At 39.3% G+C, this 19,598-nt stretch carries 16 protein-coding genes; 14 read left to right on the top strand and 2 right to left on the bottom strand.

Annotation, left to right across the window (positions count from 1 at the left end; genetic code table 11):
• The first annotated feature begins 7 nt into the window (after positions 1 to 7).
• The 7 genes from DBR40_RS03760 to DBR40_RS03730 all read left to right on the top strand — a co-directional run bounded on the left by DBR40_RS03760 (position 8) and on the right by DBR40_RS03730 (position 8,854).
• Complete coding sequence (locus DBR40_RS03760) at positions 8 to 1,465, top strand: RagB/SusD family nutrient uptake outer membrane protein (protein WP_124558479.1); 1,458 nt, start codon at positions 8 to 10, stop codon at positions 1,463 to 1,465.
• Between the two features lie 9 nt (positions 1,466 to 1,474).
• Complete coding sequence (locus tag DBR40_RS03755) at positions 1,475 to 2,248, top strand: DUF4843 domain-containing protein (protein WP_124558478.1); 774 nt, start codon at positions 1,475 to 1,477, stop codon at positions 2,246 to 2,248.
• Between the two features lie 17 nt (positions 2,249 to 2,265).
• Positions 2,266 to 3,816 carry a PKD-like family lipoprotein gene (locus tag DBR40_RS03750; RefSeq protein WP_124558477.1) on the top strand — a complete coding sequence of 517 codons (1,551 nt, stop codon included), beginning with the start codon at positions 2,266 to 2,268 and terminating at the stop codon, positions 3,814 to 3,816.
• Between the two features lie 81 nt (positions 3,817 to 3,897).
• Positions 3,898 to 5,280 carry a TlpA family protein disulfide reductase gene (locus DBR40_RS03745; protein WP_124558476.1) on the top strand — a complete coding sequence of 461 codons (1,383 nt, stop codon included), beginning with the start codon at positions 3,898 to 3,900 and terminating at the stop codon, positions 5,278 to 5,280.
• A gap of 57 nt (positions 5,281 to 5,337) precedes the next feature.
• Entirely contained in the window at positions 5,338 to 6,525 is a 1,188-nt protein-coding gene (locus tag DBR40_RS03740; protein WP_124558475.1) for a TlpA family protein disulfide reductase, read from the top strand.
• A 10-nt stretch (positions 6,526 to 6,535) separates the two neighbouring features.
• Positions 6,536 to 7,714 carry an aspartyl protease family protein gene (locus DBR40_RS03735; protein ID WP_124558474.1) on the top strand — a complete coding sequence of 393 codons (1,179 nt, stop codon included), beginning with the start codon at positions 6,536 to 6,538 and terminating at the stop codon, positions 7,712 to 7,714.
• A gap of 3 nt (positions 7,715 to 7,717) precedes the next feature.
• Entirely contained in the window at positions 7,718 to 8,854 is a 1,137-nt protein-coding gene (locus DBR40_RS03730) for a thioredoxin family protein (protein ID WP_124558473.1), read from the top strand.
• 390 nt (positions 8,855 to 9,244) lie between these two features.
• Here the strand turns inward: DBR40_RS03730 and arr are convergent, their stop codons facing one another.
• Together arr and DBR40_RS03720 are read right to left on the bottom strand one after the other, a co-directional pair.
• On the bottom strand, positions 9,245 to 9,688 hold the full coding sequence (arr, locus tag DBR40_RS03725; RefSeq protein WP_124558472.1) for an NAD(+)--rifampin ADP-ribosyltransferase: 444 nt from the start codon (positions 9,686 to 9,688) through the stop codon (positions 9,245 to 9,247).
• Positions 9,689 to 9,896: 208 nt separating this feature from the next.
• Entirely contained in the window at positions 9,897 to 10,859 is a 963-nt protein-coding gene (locus DBR40_RS03720) for a phytanoyl-CoA dioxygenase family protein (protein ID WP_124558471.1), read from the bottom strand.
• 159 nt (positions 10,860 to 11,018) lie between these two features.
• Between DBR40_RS03720 and DBR40_RS03715 the strand changes: the two genes are divergently transcribed.
• The 7 genes from DBR40_RS03715 to DBR40_RS03685 form a co-directional block, all read left to right on the top strand.
• Complete coding sequence (locus DBR40_RS03715; RefSeq protein WP_124558470.1) at positions 11,019 to 11,708, top strand: aspartyl/asparaginyl beta-hydroxylase domain-containing protein; 690 nt, start codon at positions 11,019 to 11,021, stop codon at positions 11,706 to 11,708.
• Positions 11,705 to 12,655 carry a hypothetical protein gene (locus DBR40_RS03710; protein WP_124558469.1) on the top strand — a complete coding sequence of 317 codons (951 nt, stop codon included), beginning with the start codon at positions 11,705 to 11,707 and terminating at the stop codon, positions 12,653 to 12,655. The genes DBR40_RS03715 and DBR40_RS03710 overlap by 4 nt, the downstream gene beginning before the upstream one ends.
• Before the next feature lie 391 nt (positions 12,656 to 13,046).
• Complete coding sequence (locus tag DBR40_RS03705; protein WP_124558468.1) at positions 13,047 to 13,997, top strand: hypothetical protein; 951 nt, start codon at positions 13,047 to 13,049, stop codon at positions 13,995 to 13,997.
• Between the two features lie 939 nt (positions 13,998 to 14,936).
• On the top strand, positions 14,937 to 15,494 hold the full coding sequence (locus tag DBR40_RS03700; protein ID WP_124558467.1) for a phage tail protein: 558 nt from the start codon (positions 14,937 to 14,939) through the stop codon (positions 15,492 to 15,494).
• A 58-nt stretch (positions 15,495 to 15,552) separates the two neighbouring features.
• On the top strand, positions 15,553 to 16,704 hold the full coding sequence (locus DBR40_RS03695) for an ABC transporter substrate-binding protein (protein WP_124558466.1): 1,152 nt from the start codon (positions 15,553 to 15,555) through the stop codon (positions 16,702 to 16,704).
• Positions 16,704 to 17,633 (top strand): methionyl-tRNA formyltransferase, encoded by a 930-nt coding sequence (locus DBR40_RS03690; protein ID WP_205944124.1) that lies wholly within the window; start codon positions 16,704 to 16,706, stop codon positions 17,631 to 17,633. The genes DBR40_RS03695 and DBR40_RS03690 overlap by 1 nt, the downstream gene beginning before the upstream one ends.
• Before the next feature lie 40 nt (positions 17,634 to 17,673).
• Positions 17,674 to 19,598: MBG domain-containing protein (locus DBR40_RS03685; RefSeq protein WP_148090172.1), on the top strand; the 1,925-nt coding region annotated here is incomplete at its 3' end.

Here is a 19,598-nt window from a genome sequence, read left to right as displayed (position 1 = left end):
TATAGCAATGAAAAAAATTAATTACATATTAATCGCTGTGTTTCTAACCGGGATACTTTTCTCATCATGCAAAAAGTACCTTACGGTAAACCCAAAGACACAAATGCCACAGAATATACTTTTCGATACTGAAGGTGGCTTTAAGGATGCACTTACGGGTGTTTATATCCAAATGAAAAGTAGCAGTACCTACGGTTCGGCTTTAACCCAAACAACGATTGAAAACCTGGTTTCAAGCTGGGATGTTACCTCAAACGCTACAGATCAGCGTTTAGGCTTGTTTAGCTATACCGATGGAGGTGTTCAAATTAGTTTTGAAGCCATTTGGGGGCAGCAATACAAAACCATCGCGAGTGTTAATGCCATATTGGGGCAAATTGATGCCAGAAAAGACGTGTTTAAAACACAAGGTTTATACGAATTGGTAAAAGGAGAGTGTTTGGCCATCAGGGCTTATCTGCATTTCGATATGCTTCGCCTGTTTGGCCCTATACCTACCGCAACAACCGGTGCAGCATCAATGCCTTATGCTACAATAGTATCGACCACCCCGGTTGAGAAAATTTCTTATACCGCATTTCAAAATGCCTTATATAAAGATTTAACTGATGCAGAAAACTTACTGAAAGATATCGATCCGTTAACAAAATATAGTGTTGCCCAGGTTAAAAGCCCTGGACTTACATCAGGTTTTAATCCAAGCGATACTTTTTTTGCTTACCGTTACCTGCGTATGAATTATTATGCAGTGAAAGCTTTGCAAGCCAGAACTTACCTGTGGTTTAATGAAACAGCAAAAGCTTACGAGTGCGCCAAAGCGGTAATTGATGTGAAAAATACCGATGGTACTCCGAAATTTAAACTGGGTGCAGCTACCGATTTTTCCAATAAGGACTTTGTGCTTACTGCTGAGCATGTTTTCGGTTTATACGATTTCGATATGTTTAATAAGTATAACAACAACTATGCTGCCGGAATACTTAAAAAAGGTACTGCAGAAACAACCATCAAAACCCAGTTGTACGGTAATACCGGTACCGATATCAGAGAGAGTAACCTTTGGGAACTGGTTACTTTAGGCAACGGTTCTAAATGTTATATCACCAAAAAATATCAGGTAGTGGCCAATACAGCCGTAACAGCTGCAACAGATTTTAAGCAAATCCCAATGATTCGTTTGAGTGAATTGTATTTAATCGCTGCAGAAGCTGCTCCATATGCAGAAGGGGTAGAATACCTGAAAACATTCAGAACTGCCCGCAACATTGGTACCATGGCTACGCCTGCTAACCCTTCGGCATTGCAAACCGAAATTATTAAAGAGTACCGCAAAGAGTTTTATGCAGAAGGTCAGGGCTTTTACAACTATAAACGCCTTAATGTACCTAAAGCAAGTTTCTTATTTGTACCCTCGGCAGCAACAGTCAATTATTTGATCCCTATCCCAAAAACTGAAGCTATTTAATATAACACCATGAGAAAATTATTTTACCTGGTATTGCTAATAGCTGTAGCAGCTGTTAGCTCATGCAAACAAGATCAGTATTATTTGTTTAACGACATAGGTAGGGTACAATTTGGGCCTGAGCCGAACCGGATATATACCACCTCTTACGATCTTGTAGATACACTAAAGCCTTATACGTTTTATTACAAAGATGCAACCGTACTGCAGGATACCATTTACTTTGATATTTATGCCATCGGTGGAACCACCAAAACCGATAGGGCTTTTACGCTCGAACAGGAGCAGATTCCTAACGCAGTAAACGCGGTTGCAGGTACCCATTATGTGGCCTTTAACGATCCGAAGGTGAGCAAATTTTATGTAATCAAGGCTGGTACGGTACATACCCGTGTACCGGTAATTGTTTTGCGCGATGCCAGTTTAAAAACAAACACACCCAAGTTAAAATTTAAAATTACGGCCAATGCCGATTTCCAGCTGGGTGAACAAAATAAACTCTGGCGAAAAATTGAAGTTACCGATCGTTTAAGCCAGCCGGCCCAATGGACAGCATCTTTTACCCAGTATTATTTTGGTAAATACAGTGTGGTAAAACATAGCTTCCTGATCAATAGCTCAGGCGAGAAATGGGATAACGATTTTATCAACAACCTCTATGCCGTAGGCGGTTTGCTGAGTTATTATCAGATTACCATGAAAACCGCATTAATCAACTATAACAATGCACATCCCGGCGCGCCATTGGTTGATGAATTTGGCGAAGTAGTAGTTTTTCCTTAACCATTAAAAATTAAAAGATGAAAAATCTATGGATATACGTTATGGTCGTAATGGCTATGATGACTGCCTGCAAAAAAGATCACAGTAATTATGATTATAAAACGGGTGAAAAAATAACGGTTAAAGGCATCGAATCGAGTTATACCTTAATTTCAGAACTTGATCGTTTAACCTTAACACCAGAGGTAAGCTCAACAGAGCCAAATGCACAATTTGAATATTTATGGGGTATATACGAAACCAATGTTCAGGGATCGGCTCCGGTGTTGGATACGCTGGCTAAAACCAAAGACCTTAACTACCTGATTAAGCAGGCTGCAAAAGGCTGGGTCCTGGTTTACCGCGTTACCAATAAAACTACCGGTTATTCGCAGTACATTAATGTGCCGGTAAATGTGGTAACCGAATTTACAAGGGGTTGGTATGTGGCCAAAGATGATGGTACACAATCAGACCTCGATTTATTTTTAACCCCAACCAGTATTGTGCCCGTAGGTAAAAGAGAGAATCTTTACAGTAGCATTAACGGTAGTAAGTTACCCGGACAGGCAAATTTGCTTAGTTTTCTTTCAGCCTATAAATCAACGGTTACGGGTACTTTAGGTAATACCCGCACATTGGTTTTATCAACCGATAAAGACGTGGCCACGGTTAATGTAAATACCCTGAAGAAAATCTTTACGCTTGATAATTTGCTTTTTGATGCGCCTACAGTTAAAGGGCCTTGCCAGGTTTTTCCAGGTGGAGGTAGTGCTTATTACCTAATCAATGGCGGGAATGTACACTCCATTGTTAATATCTCGGCTAATATTGGCAAGTTTGGCGGAAGGTTTTTAAAAGACGCCAGCAATACGCCTTACAGCATATCTAAGTATTTCATGTCTAACACGAGTAGTAATGCCTACTTTTTCGACGAAACTTCAAGTACGTTTTTTGGAATTGGCAGTGGCTATGGAACTGCACTTTCAAGCATTAGCGATGTAACAGGTACTTCGATGAGTGCAAGCAATAATAATCAGAAATTATTGTATATGGGGCTAAAATCAGGCACCTATCTGCCATCACCTGCATTACGATATGTATTTTCCGGGTGTGCAGTATTTCAGGATAAGAGCAACTCATCAAATAAAACCTTATCCAATATTGATATCGATGGCTATACGATGAAGTTAACCAATACTTCGTTAACTACTGCCGATCAGTTGTACAACGGTGCCAACATGACTTTAATGTATGGTCAGGAGAATTTAATGTATTTCTCTGTAGGTGGTAATCAGGTATGGAGCCGGAATTTGAGTAACAATTTCGAAAAACTGGAATATACTGTGCCTGCAGGCGAGCAGATTACTTTTATCCGCCACAAAACAGGAGCAGAAACCGGGTATGCTTACAACTACATTATGTTAGGTTCTAAAATTAACGGAACCTACAAAATCCGCATGTTTAACAAAGCCTCAGGTAGTATTTCGGGTAATCCGGTAGCTACCCTCGAAGGAACTGGTACGGCTAAAGACATATTGTACATCTCGCCATCCGTTTCCGAATCTACAAATACAATTCAATGGTAGAATGTTTAATGGGTGCCTGTAACCAGGGCACCCTGTTAAACTGCCATTTAAATAACCACAAATAAACAAAACATCGAAAAAATGATTAAAAAAACTTTAAGCACCACGCTTGCCCTGGTAGCAATTGCGTTGGCGGGTTTAGCACAGCAACCCGTTCAGGTTAAAGGCGAATTGAAACGCCCTAACCGCCCAAATGTTAAACTTTTTAAAGTAGCCAATGGCCGAACTGTAGAGATTGCAAATGCTGCCGTAAGTGAAGGTAAAAAGTTTGGCTTTACCTTTTACCCGGATTATGAAGGAGTTTATGTAATTGGAACAGGTAATGAACTGTCGCCAAATGAAAACTATACTTTCTATTTTAAAGGGGGCGAACAGCTTGATATTACACTTGCGGATACGACCTATACACTAAACGGAAAACTTAACTCCAAAGAAAATATGGTAATGAAACAATGGAACGAATTAACCAATCCGTTGTATCAGAAAGCCATCAATTTTATGGGTAAGAACAGTACGTTTATGGATTATTTTCCTCAGCAGGAAGCCATTGTAGCCAAAGCCAAAACATTTTTAAACGGAAAAGCTACCGGTAATGCGAAGTTCGATAAACAAATGAAAGATATTATTGAACTGGATTTGGCCAACTACGCTACTAATTTTTTAAATACACCACGTTCTGCACATCCTGGTGTAGAAGAATACAGCGACTTTTATAGCACACTTAAGGCCAATGAAATGGGTAAGAGCGCTCAAAAGATTTACAACTATCCATATGGCATGCGCGTATTATCAGCATTAGTTGGTGTAAATATGCGTCAGGATAAAAAGCCATACAAACCAGGCATTGAAGGTTTAGAAACTTATACCACCTATGTGCCAAACGATACCTTAAAAGGTGAACTGGTGTTAGAAAACCTGGCCAGATATAAAAGCCACGACGAGTACAAAGCAGTGGCCGATCATTTCGAAAAATACATTGTAACCAAAGCACAAAAAGAAAAAAATAATGCTTTAATAACACCACTTCTTTCTTACAAACCTGGTACCGATGCTTTACAGTTTAGTTATCCTGATAAAACAGGAAAAGATGTTTCTTTTGCAAGTTTAAAAGGGAAAGTGGTATTGGTTGATGTTTGGGCAACTTGGTGTGGTCCGTGTAGAGCTGAATTTCCGCACCTTAAACAACTCGAAAAAGATATCGAGGGACAGCCTATTCAAGTAGTAAGCATTTCTACTGATGCCGATAAAGACAAAGAGAAATGGTTGAAAATGATTAAAGATGAAAATTTAGGAGGTATGCAGTTGTTTGCAGGTCAGAATAACGAATTCTCTAAATATTATAAAGTAAATACCATTCCAAGATTTTTAGTGTTTGATAAAAAAGGAAAAATTGTAAGTGTCGATTCAGCACGTCCTTCAGATCCTAAATTGAAAGAACTTTTGTTGGCAGAAGCTGCAAAATAAATCGTTACGAAGGGTAGGACTAATCAGTGCTACCCTTTAAATCAAAACATTTAAACTATGAAAACACTAAAAAATTGGTGTACGGGCATTGCCATGCTTTTGGTTTCGCAGGCACTTTATGCACAACAGGATAGTATCCACATTAGTGGGAGCCTGAAAGGCCTTAAAGAAAACAGCGTAAGGGTAAGCTTTGCAGATGATGCCGGTCAAAATATTTTTTTTAAAGCTACTGCCGTTAACGATGTTTTTACCATTACGGTGCCCAAACAAAAAGTTCCTGTTGTTGCGCGAATGGATGTTGGGATAAAAAGAGATCTTTCTGCCATTGTTGATGGTAAAAGTGTTGGCAACCCAGCTCCGCCACTCGATCTGTTTATCTACAATCAGGATATTAACTTAACCGGCGATGCATTGTTGGTACAATTTGCCGATGTAAAAGGCGATCAGGAAAATAACATCTTCAACAGTTATAAGCAAAGCGTTAGAGCAGAGGAGCGTAGAACTTACCTGATCTATAACAATCTGTTTAATGCCCAGTACCATGGCGAAAAACTCGAAGCAACAACAGAAATGCTGCAGGAAGAGGCAGGTGTTAATTTTAAGAAAATCAGAGACAAGCAGAAAAGCTTTGTAGCACAACATCCCGAGGCCTTTGCATCTGTATTTTTATTGAGCCGAATGCAGAATATTTATACAGCTGATGGTTATACACAGGCTTTTAACGGTTTGGCTGCTAAATATAAAGACCATCCTATGGCATCAGGAATAAAAAGCTACCTGAAAAAAGTAAGTAACTCTTTGGCTGGCTCACCAACTGTCAATTTCGAAAGAAAAGATAAAGCAGGAAAACTGATTCGCCTGGCCGATTATAAAGGGAAAGCCGTACTTCTCGATTTTTGGGGCAGCTGGTGCGGTCCGTGCAGGGCCAGTCACCCACACCTGAAAGCGCTTTATGAGCAATACAAAAAAGATGGATTCGAAATTATAGGCATTGCTCAGGAAAGGGGTAAAAGCTTAACCGAAGCCCAGGCAGCCTGGACAAAAGCCATAGCCGAGGATGGAATTAACTGGGTTCATATCCTCAATATGGATGGAATTGAAAAGCAAGACCTGGTAAAAGATTATAATGTAATGGCTTTCCCGACCAAGATATTGGTTGGCAAAGATGGAAAAGTGCTTTTAAGAATTACGGCAAGTGCTACAGATGATATAGACCAGGCTTTGGCAAAAATATACGGACATTAAGCAAACTCCAATGAAATTTAAACTTACCCTATTTATTTTGCTGATGAGCTGTTTTACCCTGGTGGTAAACGCGCAGCAAAATAAACCCGTAACAACCATCCCTTTTGAGATGGTACACGGCTCTATTGTTTTAAAAGTTAAGCTAAATAACCACAACAGGGTTTTTAAACTCCTTTTCGATACCGGTGCAGATGGCATGGCGCTTGAGAAAACACTTGCTGATAGCATTGGGCTTAAAATTACGCGAAGCAACAATGCTTCTGTAGTTGGAGGCTCCATGAAAATTGATATTTCTGGTGATAATGATGTTACCATGGAAAACGGATTTGTGTTGAAACACCAGCCTATTGCTGTATTCCCGCAAACCGGGAAAGATTTAGATGGCATTATTGGCAATACCATGACCAGGAGTTATATCACCCAGATCGATTTCAACAAAAAAGAACTTTCCCTTTATAATTTTGAAGGATATGAATACGAAAAAGGAGGGACTGTAGTGCCAGTTACTATTCCTTCAGGTGTATTCATTATACCTGGCAATGTAGAAATTGTTGCGGGGAAATCGAGCACTGGTAACTTTGTGTTCGATACCGGAGCTTCGTATAACCTGATTTGTTTCAGGCCCTTTGTAAAACAGAACCGTTTATTGGTAAGTGGCTTTACCTCAGAATATCCTGCCAGTACTGTAAGTATGGGCATTGCCTCGCCAACCTTTAATGGCAAGGCAAGCAGCTTCTCTTTTACCAATATGCCCGTAATAAAAGAAATGCCTGTTACTTTAATGGCTGGCGGCGGTCAAAATGAAAACTGGAGTCCGGGTTTCGATGGCTCTATAGGTATGGGGATTATTTCCAGATATAATTTTACCATCAACAGAAAGAAAAACGAGATCTATTTTATGCCAAATCACACCTACGTATACCCGCAGAGTTTTACATTAGGTAGTTATTTATTGGGTTTTAACTTAAACGGACAGTTAGAGATAATCAGTTCAATCAGGCAACTGCCACCAAATGAAACACAGCTTGAAAAAGGTACTTTAATTACCCAGATTAACGGAACCAATACAGCCGATTTACTTAAAAATACTAAGAAACTGGAACAGCTGAAAAAACTGCCGGCCAACAGCCCCTTAACTTTTAGCTATACTGTGGGGGATACCAAAAAGGATATTACATTAACCAAATAAAACATGAAAAATATAAAATATTACCTCTTAGGCTGTTTGTTTGCCTGTACTTTAGGTACCAGGGGACAAACTTATCAAAGCGCACTAAAACAAGCCAAGGAAGAAAACAAGCTAATTTTTATAGATTGTTACTTTACAGGCTGTATTCCCTGTGCACAAATGGATGAAGATGTGTTTCCGAATGCTGCTGTGAAAGCGGCAATGGCGAAAGATTTTGTAATGCTTAAAGTTGATATTTTTAAAGACAAATTGGGCGATACTTTAAAAGTACAGCACATTTTAAATGGGTTTCCTACTTTTTTAGTGCTTAACGCAAAAGGAGAGTTGATTAGCAATAACTCAGGTTACAAAGATCCGGGCGATTTGATCGGACTCTTAGCTGATGCAAAGCAAAAACAGCTACAAAATAAAAGTTTAAAAGGCTATTCCGCAACATTTAAAGAAAGCGATTACCCAGCCTTTTATCACGAATTTGCAAAGACCCGCAAAGGCATAACCGAGCAGATTATTGCAACCTATGCGGATAGCTTAAAGAATATGAAGGCTACAAATGCCCTGATGCCCTTTTTAATTTCAAGGATAAGTACAGCCAAACTGAATGAGGCAATATTAAATGACTATAAAGCTTACCAGGCACTTTATGGCGAGGCAGTTGTACAGGCATTGGTTGACAAAGCTTTGCTTCAAAAAATGGAGCAACAATTAAAAACCGATAAAGGCGCAGAAGCATTTACACAATTTTTAAAAAGCTACGAAGGCAAGTTCCCTGCCAATATCTGGAAAATTAACCTGCAAACACTAAGCGATCGTTACTATTTGGGGATACAGAAAGATACAGTAGGCTATTTGAAGTTCGCTATTCAACACCCCGTATTGTACCAATATCATTTCTCCGCATTATACAGCAGGTTATTATCGAAAAAACAATTGACAGGCGAAACAGGTCAGTTGTTTGGCAAATGGGCCGATGCCATTATAAATGAGGATAGCAGTTTGGAGTTAATTAAAACTGCAGCAAATCTGAATAAAGCCATTAAAAACGAGCAGAACTACAAGAAATTTATGCAGATGGCCATTGCCAGAGCTAAAAAATACCAGATGCCAACCACGAGCCTGGAGCAGGAAATGGCCGCGAGGTAAAGATATTATCAGTTTGGAATTGATAAGTTTAGTTAATGATCGAGAGCCTATCCGGATGGATAGGCTTTTTGTTGACAAAAGAAGAATGAATTAAAGTTTAAACAGCCACGGATGCACGGAATACACAGAGAACCCAGTACCATAGAATTTTTATAGTTAACTACGTTCAGCATTGCCTTAAAGATGATTTAGTCCCCCTTGTTGAAGGGGGCAGGGGGATGATTAAGTTTAACAGCCACGGATGCGCGGAATACACAGAGAGGCTCAATGTCGTATAAATGGTGAAAAATACATATATCTACTAGCTCTAAGCATCTAGGAGCATATATAGAGAGTACAAAAAACAGATGTGCTAAAATGCCTTATATGGTAAAAAGAATAAAATAATACTTATTCCTCTATTGTCATGATGCCTTGCTGTTTAAGCTTTTCAATACCTTCTTTCATTGCATGAACCTGCTCGGCCGAATGACTTTGCCATACTGTAACCTCTCCAATAACTTTAAACGGATGTATCGACCGGTAAGACATAGTAGGGTTGCCCGGAAATTTCTTGTCGGTTACATTTGGGTCATCTTCAAGAGGTCCTGTGGCTTCTACCAGATAAATACGTTCGGGTCCATCGCCCGAAGCCAGTTCAGCGCCCCATATTGCTGCATTTAAGGTAGCGGAGAGGTAAATGTGTTTCAGTTTTTTGTCTATAAAATTAGATTGATATCCCGTTGCAATAAAATCTCCGGATTTTAAATCGGCTTTGGTGCCATGAAAAAAGGTTTGGGCAAAAGCTTGTTGAATAGGCGATTGTTGTTCCTGTCCCTGATCGGTTGTTTTCATTGTGTAGTTGTTTTTGGTTCAAGATGTTTGAGGTAATGACAGACCTTTAAAATTAAAAAAAATAATGGAAACTCGTTTCAAGATAGAATTGCATCCGTTGCGGTTAGTAGCCACGGATTCCGGGAATACACGGATTGTTTACTGACTCTCTCGTGGTTATTTACATTTTGCTTTGTGCCTCTGCGCCTTTTCTCTCCGTACTTTGCGGTTAAAAACCTATCTCATTAAAACTCACATATTGCACAAACCTCGGTAAATCAGAATGGTTCGGACTGGCAGCATGAGGAAGCGATTCTAACCAAACAATTAAATCGCCTTTTTTACCCTCAACCGGAATTTCCAAACCTTTATTTCGCAAAGCGGTAATTGCAATTTCAGGATTATCGAAACGGGATAGATGCTCCTCAATCTGGTGATGAAAGCTCGGAATTAAGGTAAAAGCACCCCTGTTGGCAGGAACATCGTTCAGATACAATAAACCCTGAATATAGTATCTTGGGCCTTTCTGGAAATCGATATCCCAATGCAACGGACTTCCCTTAAAAGAAAAATGCCGATTCACTGGCGGATTATAACTCACTTTTTCGCAATTCGCTAAGATGTTGTTGTGTTGGTACAAACTGCTAAAAGCTGCCTTTATTTGTATATTGTTGCGAATGTTGGCAATAGCTTCATCCTGATATTTTTGCAACATTAAGCCCTGTAATAACTCGTGTTGTGGATACCAGGTTTGTGGATTGGTTAAATCAATATTTAAGGTTTGGCAAATTAGATCAGTTACTGCATCGCAGTCTTGCCCGTTAATAATTTGTTCTATTTTGAGATAACCATTGGTATTCCAGAAAGCATGTTGTTCGGCAGTTAGTATGTCCGCAAAGTCAGCCTTTTGCTGACTATTATTACCACTTTGAAGTTTAAAGAATTGCTGCGAAGCTGTATTAAAAAAGTCTGCTCCTTTAAGGTCAATAATCCATTGTTTAAAATGATCAGTGTCCAGGCATTTAGAGTATAAGAAATCGTAAATTTCAAATATTCCGAGTTCAAATGTATTCAGGAAAACCTGCTCTGATTGAATAAAAGATTCATCCATTTGTTTCTGCGGATGTTTGGGGTGATGATGCAGCCGGTAAATTTCGAGAAAGGCAATAGTACTGCTGGAAGAATCGTGCATAAAAGATTGAAGCAAATTAATTCACCCAATACTAAGATTAAAATTACAATTTCAGAAATATTTAAACTAATCTAAAGTAAGCATCATCGATAAAAAGCAGATTAAATATTTGCTCAATAAGAAACACTTAGCTAATATTACAAAAAAAACATCCCGGCCTTGCTAAAATACATCCAGTTTAACCAGGAATATAACATTCCGTTGCTCAAGAGTGAGCTATCCATTGCATTACAACAAAATTGGGTTGATCATTTCAACAAGAATGATTACGAGGGGGATTGGCAAAGTATTGCACTTCGCTCAGCCAGTGGGCGAGAAAACGATATTTTAGCCAACTACGGGGTAGATGAGTATCAGGATACACCTTTACTAAATCAATTGCCTTACTTAAAATCAATTATCGAAGAGTGGCAATGCCCTAAAGAAGCGGTTCGTTTGCTTGCATTACATCCGGGGGCAGAAATAAAACCGCATAGAGACCGAGGCTGTAATTATGAAGGGGGCGCATTGAGGATACACATTCCTATTCAAACTAATAATCAGCTAAAATTTATAGTGGGAGGAGAGCAGTTAAGGCTGGCAGAAGGCTCCTGCTGGTATATTGATTTTGATCAAACGCACAGCATTATTAATGCTGGCGAAAATGTTAGGGTACATTTGGTTATTGATGCATTAAGGAATGAATGGACAGACCGTTTATTCGAAAGCTATGGCTATAAATTTGAAGAAGAAAGCCAGGGACAGGCTTTAGATCGGGATACAACCTTAAAAATGATTGAAGAACTGGAGCGAATGGATACACCAGCAGCCGGGGACTTGGTCGCGCAATTGAAAAAAAATCTTGAATGAATACGTTAATAAACTGGATTCCTTACCAACTTGTTTACGAAGAAAATGATTGGCAGCTTTTGTGGGTGGATCTGGAAGATAGGCATATACAAGAACCTTTTTTTGATGAAACCATTCAGCTTTGCAGGATACGCATGAAAGAAAGATCAGGATATTTGCCAACAAGCAGTTTAGATTTTTTAGTTGAATTGGCAAAACAGATCGATTCGATACCACCAAATGCCTTCATCTTTCATGTATCGAGGTGCGGGTCAACTTTATTATCGCAGGCTTTGGCCACCGCTCTAACAAACATAGTTTTTCCTGAGGCTCGGTTAATTGATGAAATTTTGCGAATGAAAGAGCAGGATCCTACTGTAACAGAAGAACAGCAGGAGCTTTTGCTTAAATCGACTATTGCCATAATGGGGCAAAAAAGAAAACCAGCATATAAACAACTCTTCGTGAAACTAGACAGCTGGCACATTCATTTTTATCCTTTGTTAAGGAAGTGGTACCCAAGTACACCATTCTTTTTCCTTTCAAGAGAACCTAATGCTGTTATTGCATCGCACCATCAGAGAAGGGGGCTGCATGCTGTTCCGGGTATGGTTAATTCAACTATTTTAAAGGTTGAGGTACAAGAGAAACACTATCAGGACTTTAATTTATTTACTGCAGAAGTGCTTGCAAATTACTATAAAACCCTGGCCGATATTATGTTGGTTAATCACCCTAAAAATACCTTTTTCGATTATAACTGGGGAGTAGACTTATTGTTATCGCATTTTCTAAATGTAGTACAATGGGATAAATCGGCATACGAAAAAATGGCTGAGCGGTTAAAGTACCACAGTAAAAGCCCGGGCGAAAAGTTTAGTGGAGATAATAAGCTAAAACTTGTAAGTTATGCCGATGTCCTTACGGCCTACGAAAATTTTTCGAAGCAGTTAACAAAGCTGAATTAAAAAAATGTAGGAGCAGTTTATAGTTTAATTGAACCGAATAGTACTTTCTAAAAACAATAAAAACCACCCTCGATTGTAAATACCATTCAATTAATCTCAATAAAAAGTGTAAACCAATTACACGCTTTATTTATAAAACATTCTTTTTGTAATACTAAGAATACTCTTTTGTGTTGATTTGTCTGATTGAAAATGACTGATTTTTCTAATTTTAATCAATATCGACAGGTGTCAATACTCTATCTTATCTACTAAAAAGCTATTTTAATATACTATTTTGGGTATTTTGACTACTGAAGGTGGGGGTTTGTATAAATGTAAGGCCGTAGTAATTGTACTATAAGTAAAATTGTCACATCTTTACCGAAACAAACATCCTTATTATACTTTTATGAATACCAATAGACGCTCTTTTCTGAAGAGGAACGTCTTGCTGAGCAGTAGTCTCTTATTGGCCGGTCCAATTGATTCACTCGCTAAAGCAAGCCGTACCATCTATACCAAATCTTTAAACCAAAAACAGGTTAATATCATGTATAGCAATGATATTTGTGGCGCTGTTAATTCAACCTCCCAGGGATTTGGTGGCTTAAAGTCTTTAAGAACTACCATCAATAACGAACTTGTTTCTACTTTATTGTTGGATGCCGGTGGATTTTTAAATTTTAATCGAAATAACCATACCGAAACCATCCAATGGATGAATAAGGTAGGTTACCATGCGGTTAATCTTAGCGCTGCCGACTTAAAACAAGGCATTGATGCTTTTGCCAATTTACTTCCACACATGGCTTTCGATCTATTAAGCTGCAACTACCATTTTGAAGATCAAAAGGTGCAAAAGGCTGTAAAAAGTTATCAGGTAATTACTTATGGTAAATATAGGGTAGGAGTTACCGGGGTTGGAGAAACAACTAGAATGACGGGTGTAAAAGTATCTGATCCGGTTGAGGCTTTAAACAATATCGCTAAATATTTAAAAGAAGTTGAAGCATGTGATTTGGTGGTTTGCTTATCTCATTTAGGTTTTGATTTAAATGGCAAGGAGAACAACCATGATCTGGCTGCATCGAGCACAAAGGTAGATTTGGTTATTGGGGGTAACACCAAAATGGGGCGAAGCCTACTCCAGGCAATCAAAAATGCTGAAAAAGAAGAAGTTTTATTAGGACAGAATTATAATGCTGCACAATCTGTATCACAAGTAAGCTTTGTATATGATAGTACTAAACAAAAAATTTCGGTTGATCTGAAACAACGCGTACCTGGTGCAAGTCAAGCTGTACACGTATCCGAAAGTTTAAGCCTGATCAAAACAAAGCATAGTAAATACAATACTTAATCAAATTGAGTCACTTATAGCGGTTAAGTTACCATAGTAAGAGCTAAGCGAAATTCAAGTTAGATTTTACCGCACGGGCAGCATGAATGACTTTCTAGAAGGGACTGGAATCTCGCTTAATTGTGAATTCTTTCCCAGCTAATCTGAGTAAATGTAAAAACCAACTTATTCACTATGTTAATTATTGGCTAAAATGATGTTTTTTGTAGTATTAATTGTACTCATTAGTGTTGGTTTTTAAGGTTGTTTGAGAAAAAATATTTGTTTTTTTGTAAATATTGACATATGTCAATAAATAAATAATATTGCTTGTTAACTACTAAAAAGGCTATTTTGTATACTATTTTAAATGTTTTATCTACTGAAAGGGTTTGTTTAAGTAATTGTAGATTTGTAGTATTTGTACTATAGCTAAAATTGTCCCATCTTTACAGTAACAATCATCCCATATTGAATTTTTTATGAACACCTACAGACGCTCTTTTCTGGATAGGAACGTTTTGTTAAGCAATAATCTTTTGTTGGCAGGCCCAACAGGAGCGCTTGCTATAGCAATTCGTACTATTTCTCCCCAATCTGTAAATCAAAAACAGGCTAATATCATGTATCACTACGATATTAACAGGGGCTTTAATTCCACCTCAAAAAGATTTGGCAGCTTAAGCTTTTTACAAAAGCAGCATATGGGTAATAACGGACCTATCGCTACTTTATTATTTGCTGTCGCAGGATTTCTAAATTTCAATAAAATAACTACCTGAAATTAATCATTTAACAGGAGATCGGATAGTACTAACTGTGCTATAAATCTTAAGCAGGGAATTGTACAGTTATCAGCTTACTTCGCCATTCTGAAAATAATTTTAACCCTGTTGCACCAAATTAGAATAATACAAAATCCTTAACCAATTCAATTTTTAAACTATATAAATAAAAATTATGTCTACAGAACCATTCATTGGAGAGATTAAAATCCTGGGATTCTATTTTGCGCCCAGGGGCTACATGACCTGTGCTGGTCAGATTTTGTCGATTGCGCAAAACACTGCTTTATTTTCATTATTGGGTACTACTTATGGTGGTAACGGACAAACTACTTTTGCTTTGCCTAACTTACAGGGGCGTGCGCCTATCGGTCAGGGGCAAGGGCCAGGCTTACCTAACTACGTAATGGGCGAAGCAGCGGGTACAACAAGTGTAACTTTGTTAACATCGAACATGCCAGCACACGTGCACACGGCTAATGCGCTTCAGGTAAAATTAAAAGCTTCTTCTGCAAATGCTGACGAATCGGCTGCGGATGGAAACTATCTGGCTACAGGAAGCAGTTCAATATTTTCGGGTAACGGTGCAACACCTAACGTATTTACAGGCGGTACACAGGTTTCAGGTACTACAGATATTGCTGGATCTGGCCTTCCTTTCTCGATTTTGAACCCTTATCTGGTAATCAATTACTCTATTGCTACGCAAGGAATTTTCCCAAGCAGAAACTAATATAAATACATAGAGGAGGGGAGTTTTTAAACTTCCCTCTTTTTAGATAAGTGTAACTATGCAAACAATAGGGATTTTATTACCCAGATCAACATACTATCAAACCATTGGTTTTGATTTATATGAAGGATTACGATCTGGCCTAAAACACCAGGGGAGAAGTGACGTTAGAATAGTTACTGAAAATATCGGTTTTGGAGCAGAAAAACAGCAGTGCTACCGTAGCGCAGAAAAGCTTTTGCTCGAAGAAAATGTTTCGGTGGTAATTGCCTACATCGGGCACCGCATGGCACAGCTGCTGAGGCCTCTTTTTTTAGCTGCCAATAAAATGCTGATCGTTTTGGATGCAGGCGCTAATTTACCGAATGAATGGCCCAGTTGCCCCAATATCTTTTATCATTCCCTTCATAATGCTTTGGGTGCCTCATTGGCCGCTAAACAGGCTGCTAATGATGGGCTTAAATCGGCCGGTATGGTAACCGGATACTACGATGGTGGCTACCTCCATACCTATAGTATTTCCAAAGCATTCGAAGAAAAGGGTGGTGCCATTACTTTTAATCATGCCACAGGTTTCCGATCCGAAGAATTTACAGTAGAACCCTTAAAAGAATATTTGGCGCAATACCCTGATAGTGCTTTGTTGAGCATTTTCAGTGGCGATTTTGTGCAATGGTATTTCGAAGGAATCAAAAAGTCGTTCGATGGGCAAAACCTACCGGTTTATCTGCCTCCTTTTGGTTTTGAGGAAATGATGCTGGCTGACACCGAATATCCTGGTAATAAGATCAAAGGAATTGCTGCATGGTCTAAAAAACTGGTGTCTGATGAAAACGAGGCCTTTATGGATACCATTACAGCTGCGGGTAGAATGCCTAATTTATTCTCATTATTGGGCTGGGAAGGAGCTTCAATTGCTTTAAAAGTACTGGATTTAATTGAGACATATAAAAACAGCATCCCACAAGTTGTAAACGGCCTATACGAATTCGAATTTGAAGGGCCAAGGGGGAGGATTTATTTCGATCCTAAAACCAATACTTCGATTGCTCCACTGTATCACGCGAATATAATTGCAAATGCTGAAGGAAAATGTGAAGTGCATATAGAGCGCATAGCCGATGATGTACCTGAGCATTTTAGTGAAATGTCTGCTTACGAACTGGATAATGCTATGTCGGCATGGTACAATAGCTATACCTGTATTTAATGATGGAAACGCAGAAAAAAATATTGATACTATGTGGCGGAAAGTTTGCTTTCCCATCGTTGCAGTTGCTTGCATTCGAAAAATTTATTTGCGGCATCGGTATAGGCAAAGGAGCCGAAAATATTGTAGAAGCACTGGAAAGAGAAGCTGAAGAAAATCACATCGGCTTTAAATCTTTCGCAGATAAAAGAAGTATGTCTGAGATGAGGCAATGGATCGATGCTGTTGCGCCTGATTATATTTTCTGTATTTCCTTTCCTTTCTTGCTTCATGAAGCCGTTTTATCGTACGGAAAAGATAAGTTTATCAATTTCCACCCAGGCCCCCTGCCACAGTACAGGGGAGTGATGCCAATTTTTGAGGTATTGAAAAATCTGGAAACGGAAACCGCAATATGCGCCCATTTTATGAATTCGAAATTTGATGAGGGCAATATCATTTTTAACGATCCGGTACCTATCAAAACCGGTGATACCTACGGCAAACTTACCGTGAAGTTAAGTAACCGGATGGCGCAGGTTGTACTTAACATGGCCAATATGTTACAGTTTGCCAGCAGCATTCCAAATCAACCACAAGACGAATCATTGTCTTGTTATTATGAAAAACCGGAACTATCAGATACTTATATCAAGTGGAACCGGATGGAAGCAGAAGAAATTGTTGCACTGATTAATGCATGCAATCCATGGAACGGCGGAGCGGATGCTACCTTACAAGGTGAGCAGGTTAAAATAATTACGGCTTCCATATTGGACGAGTCTCACGATAATCAGCCCGGTACAATAGTATCGTTAAGCGAAAGGATATACATAGCCTGTAGAGATGACCAACAGTTAGCTGTTGAAATTCTCAGTACAGATTACGGTATCATGACTGCTATGCAATATGCCATGTTACACCCTGAAAAAACAGGGGTTCTAAATTAACCTTTTTAAAAAAAAGTAATTCAATTAAAACTATGGAATTATGAAAAAAAACTTTACTTTAATTTTTGCACTGCTCCTCTGTTTCTTTAGCATTGGGGCAAGTGCACAATCCCAATTTTGGAGCGACACCTTTGAGGATGCCGGGGCACCAAGCACGGGAGTAAGATCTTACTCTATTCCTGAATTTTCCAATGGTTCACCATTTGCGTCTTATTTTATACGCACAACGCCAGCTCAGCTAGCTTTGCAGAATGGCGCATATAGTGGGTTTCAGGGAACCAAAATTTTCGCTGCTGAAGATATTGATAAAGGTCCAACCAATAGCAATAACTCCATTGCTGCAAACCAGCAGGTAACCTGGAACAATATCAATATTGCCGGAAAAACAGGCTTATCATTTAAAGGTCTTTTTGCAGCCGACAATCTGGGTGGGTGGCAGGGTTCTGCCTGGAATAGTCAATCTGTATCAGGGTCAACAACGCCACAACAGGATTTTTTGGCATTCGAATACCAGATTGATGGTGGTCCGTGGGTAAGGGCAATTGCGTTTTATGCAAATCTTGCTCCATCGAATGCCGGATCGGCCAATACGCTTCAGTTGGAAACCACCGGCGATTTACAGGGTGATGGTGCCAGCTTAACTTATGCTTTTGCCGAATATTCGGCAGATATTCCAGGAACTGGGACAACTTTGAATATCCGGATGAATTGCCACACAAATGGTGGCCTTACTCAGGAAGTTGCAGTTGATAACTTCCGTTTATTCGAAACAGTTGGCTCAGCGCCAACGGTTACCACGGGAGGCAATACACCATCATACACTTCGGCTGCTTTGTCGGGTGTAATTAACGATAATAGTGCTACTACCACAGCAACTTTCGATTGGGGACCAACCAATGCTTACGGTTCATCTGTAAATGCAACACCAAGTTCCATTACTGCAGGTACAGGCAGTACTGCAATTACAGGAAGTTTAACCAGTCTTACACCTGGTACTACATATTATTACCGCGCAAAAGGGGTAAATGGTGTGGGTACTACTAATGGTTTACAAGTTTCGTTCACCACACTTTCATTAGCAACAGTAACTACCGATGCAGCCACAAGTATTACCACTACCTCGGCAGTGCTTGGGGGGAATGTAACAGCGGCAGGTAGTTCTGCCGTTACCGAACGTGGTATTGTTTATTCATTAACTCCCAATCCAACTGTAGCCAATACCAAAGTTCCTAATGGTACGGGTACGGGTACTTTTTCAGCAACTGTTAGTGGATTAGCATCAACCACCTTATATTATGTAAGGGCCTATGCTACTAACGATGGAGGACCAAATTATGGTCCGCAACAGACTTTTACTACAGCATCATCAACCATTACTGCGGGCAGTACATTCCCCGCCGGATTAACTACCACTTATGGTGTTGCATCGGCTTCAACCAGTATTTCGGTTTCGGGTACAGGTTTATCGGCAGGTATTACGGCTACTCCATCTTCAACAGCTAATTTTGAGGTGAGTGCCGATGATATTACTTACGGTCCGAATGTGACCATCGGTACCTCGGGCAACATATCAGGTACGGTTTATGTAAGATTAAAAGCTACGGCTCCTGCAAATGCTGCTATAACAGGTAGCGTAACTTTAACCAGTACAGGTGCCAATACACCAGTAATTAATATACCAACAAGTTCTGTTGCCAAAGCAGTATTAACATATACTTCGGATGCAAAATCGAAGATTTATGGTGCTGTTGTTCCGGCATTAACCGGAACAGTTTCTGGTTTTGTAAATTCTCAAACCATTGGCGATGCTACAACAGGAACACTGAGTTTTACCACTACGGCTACTGCAAGTAGTTCAGTTGGTTCGTTCGCAATCAACGGTACAGGTTTAACAGCGGCCAACTATACTTTAGTACAGGCAGCAGGTAATGCAACGGCATTAACAATTACTGCCAAAACCTTAAC

Origin of the sequence: Pedobacter sp. KBW01 (assembly GCF_003852395.1) — a bacterium.
Classification (GTDB): domain Bacteria; phylum Bacteroidota; class Bacteroidia; order Sphingobacteriales; family Sphingobacteriaceae; genus Pedobacter.
Note: the sequence above shows the minus strand (reverse complement) of the source record. Positions and strands in the feature narration are given on the sequence as shown.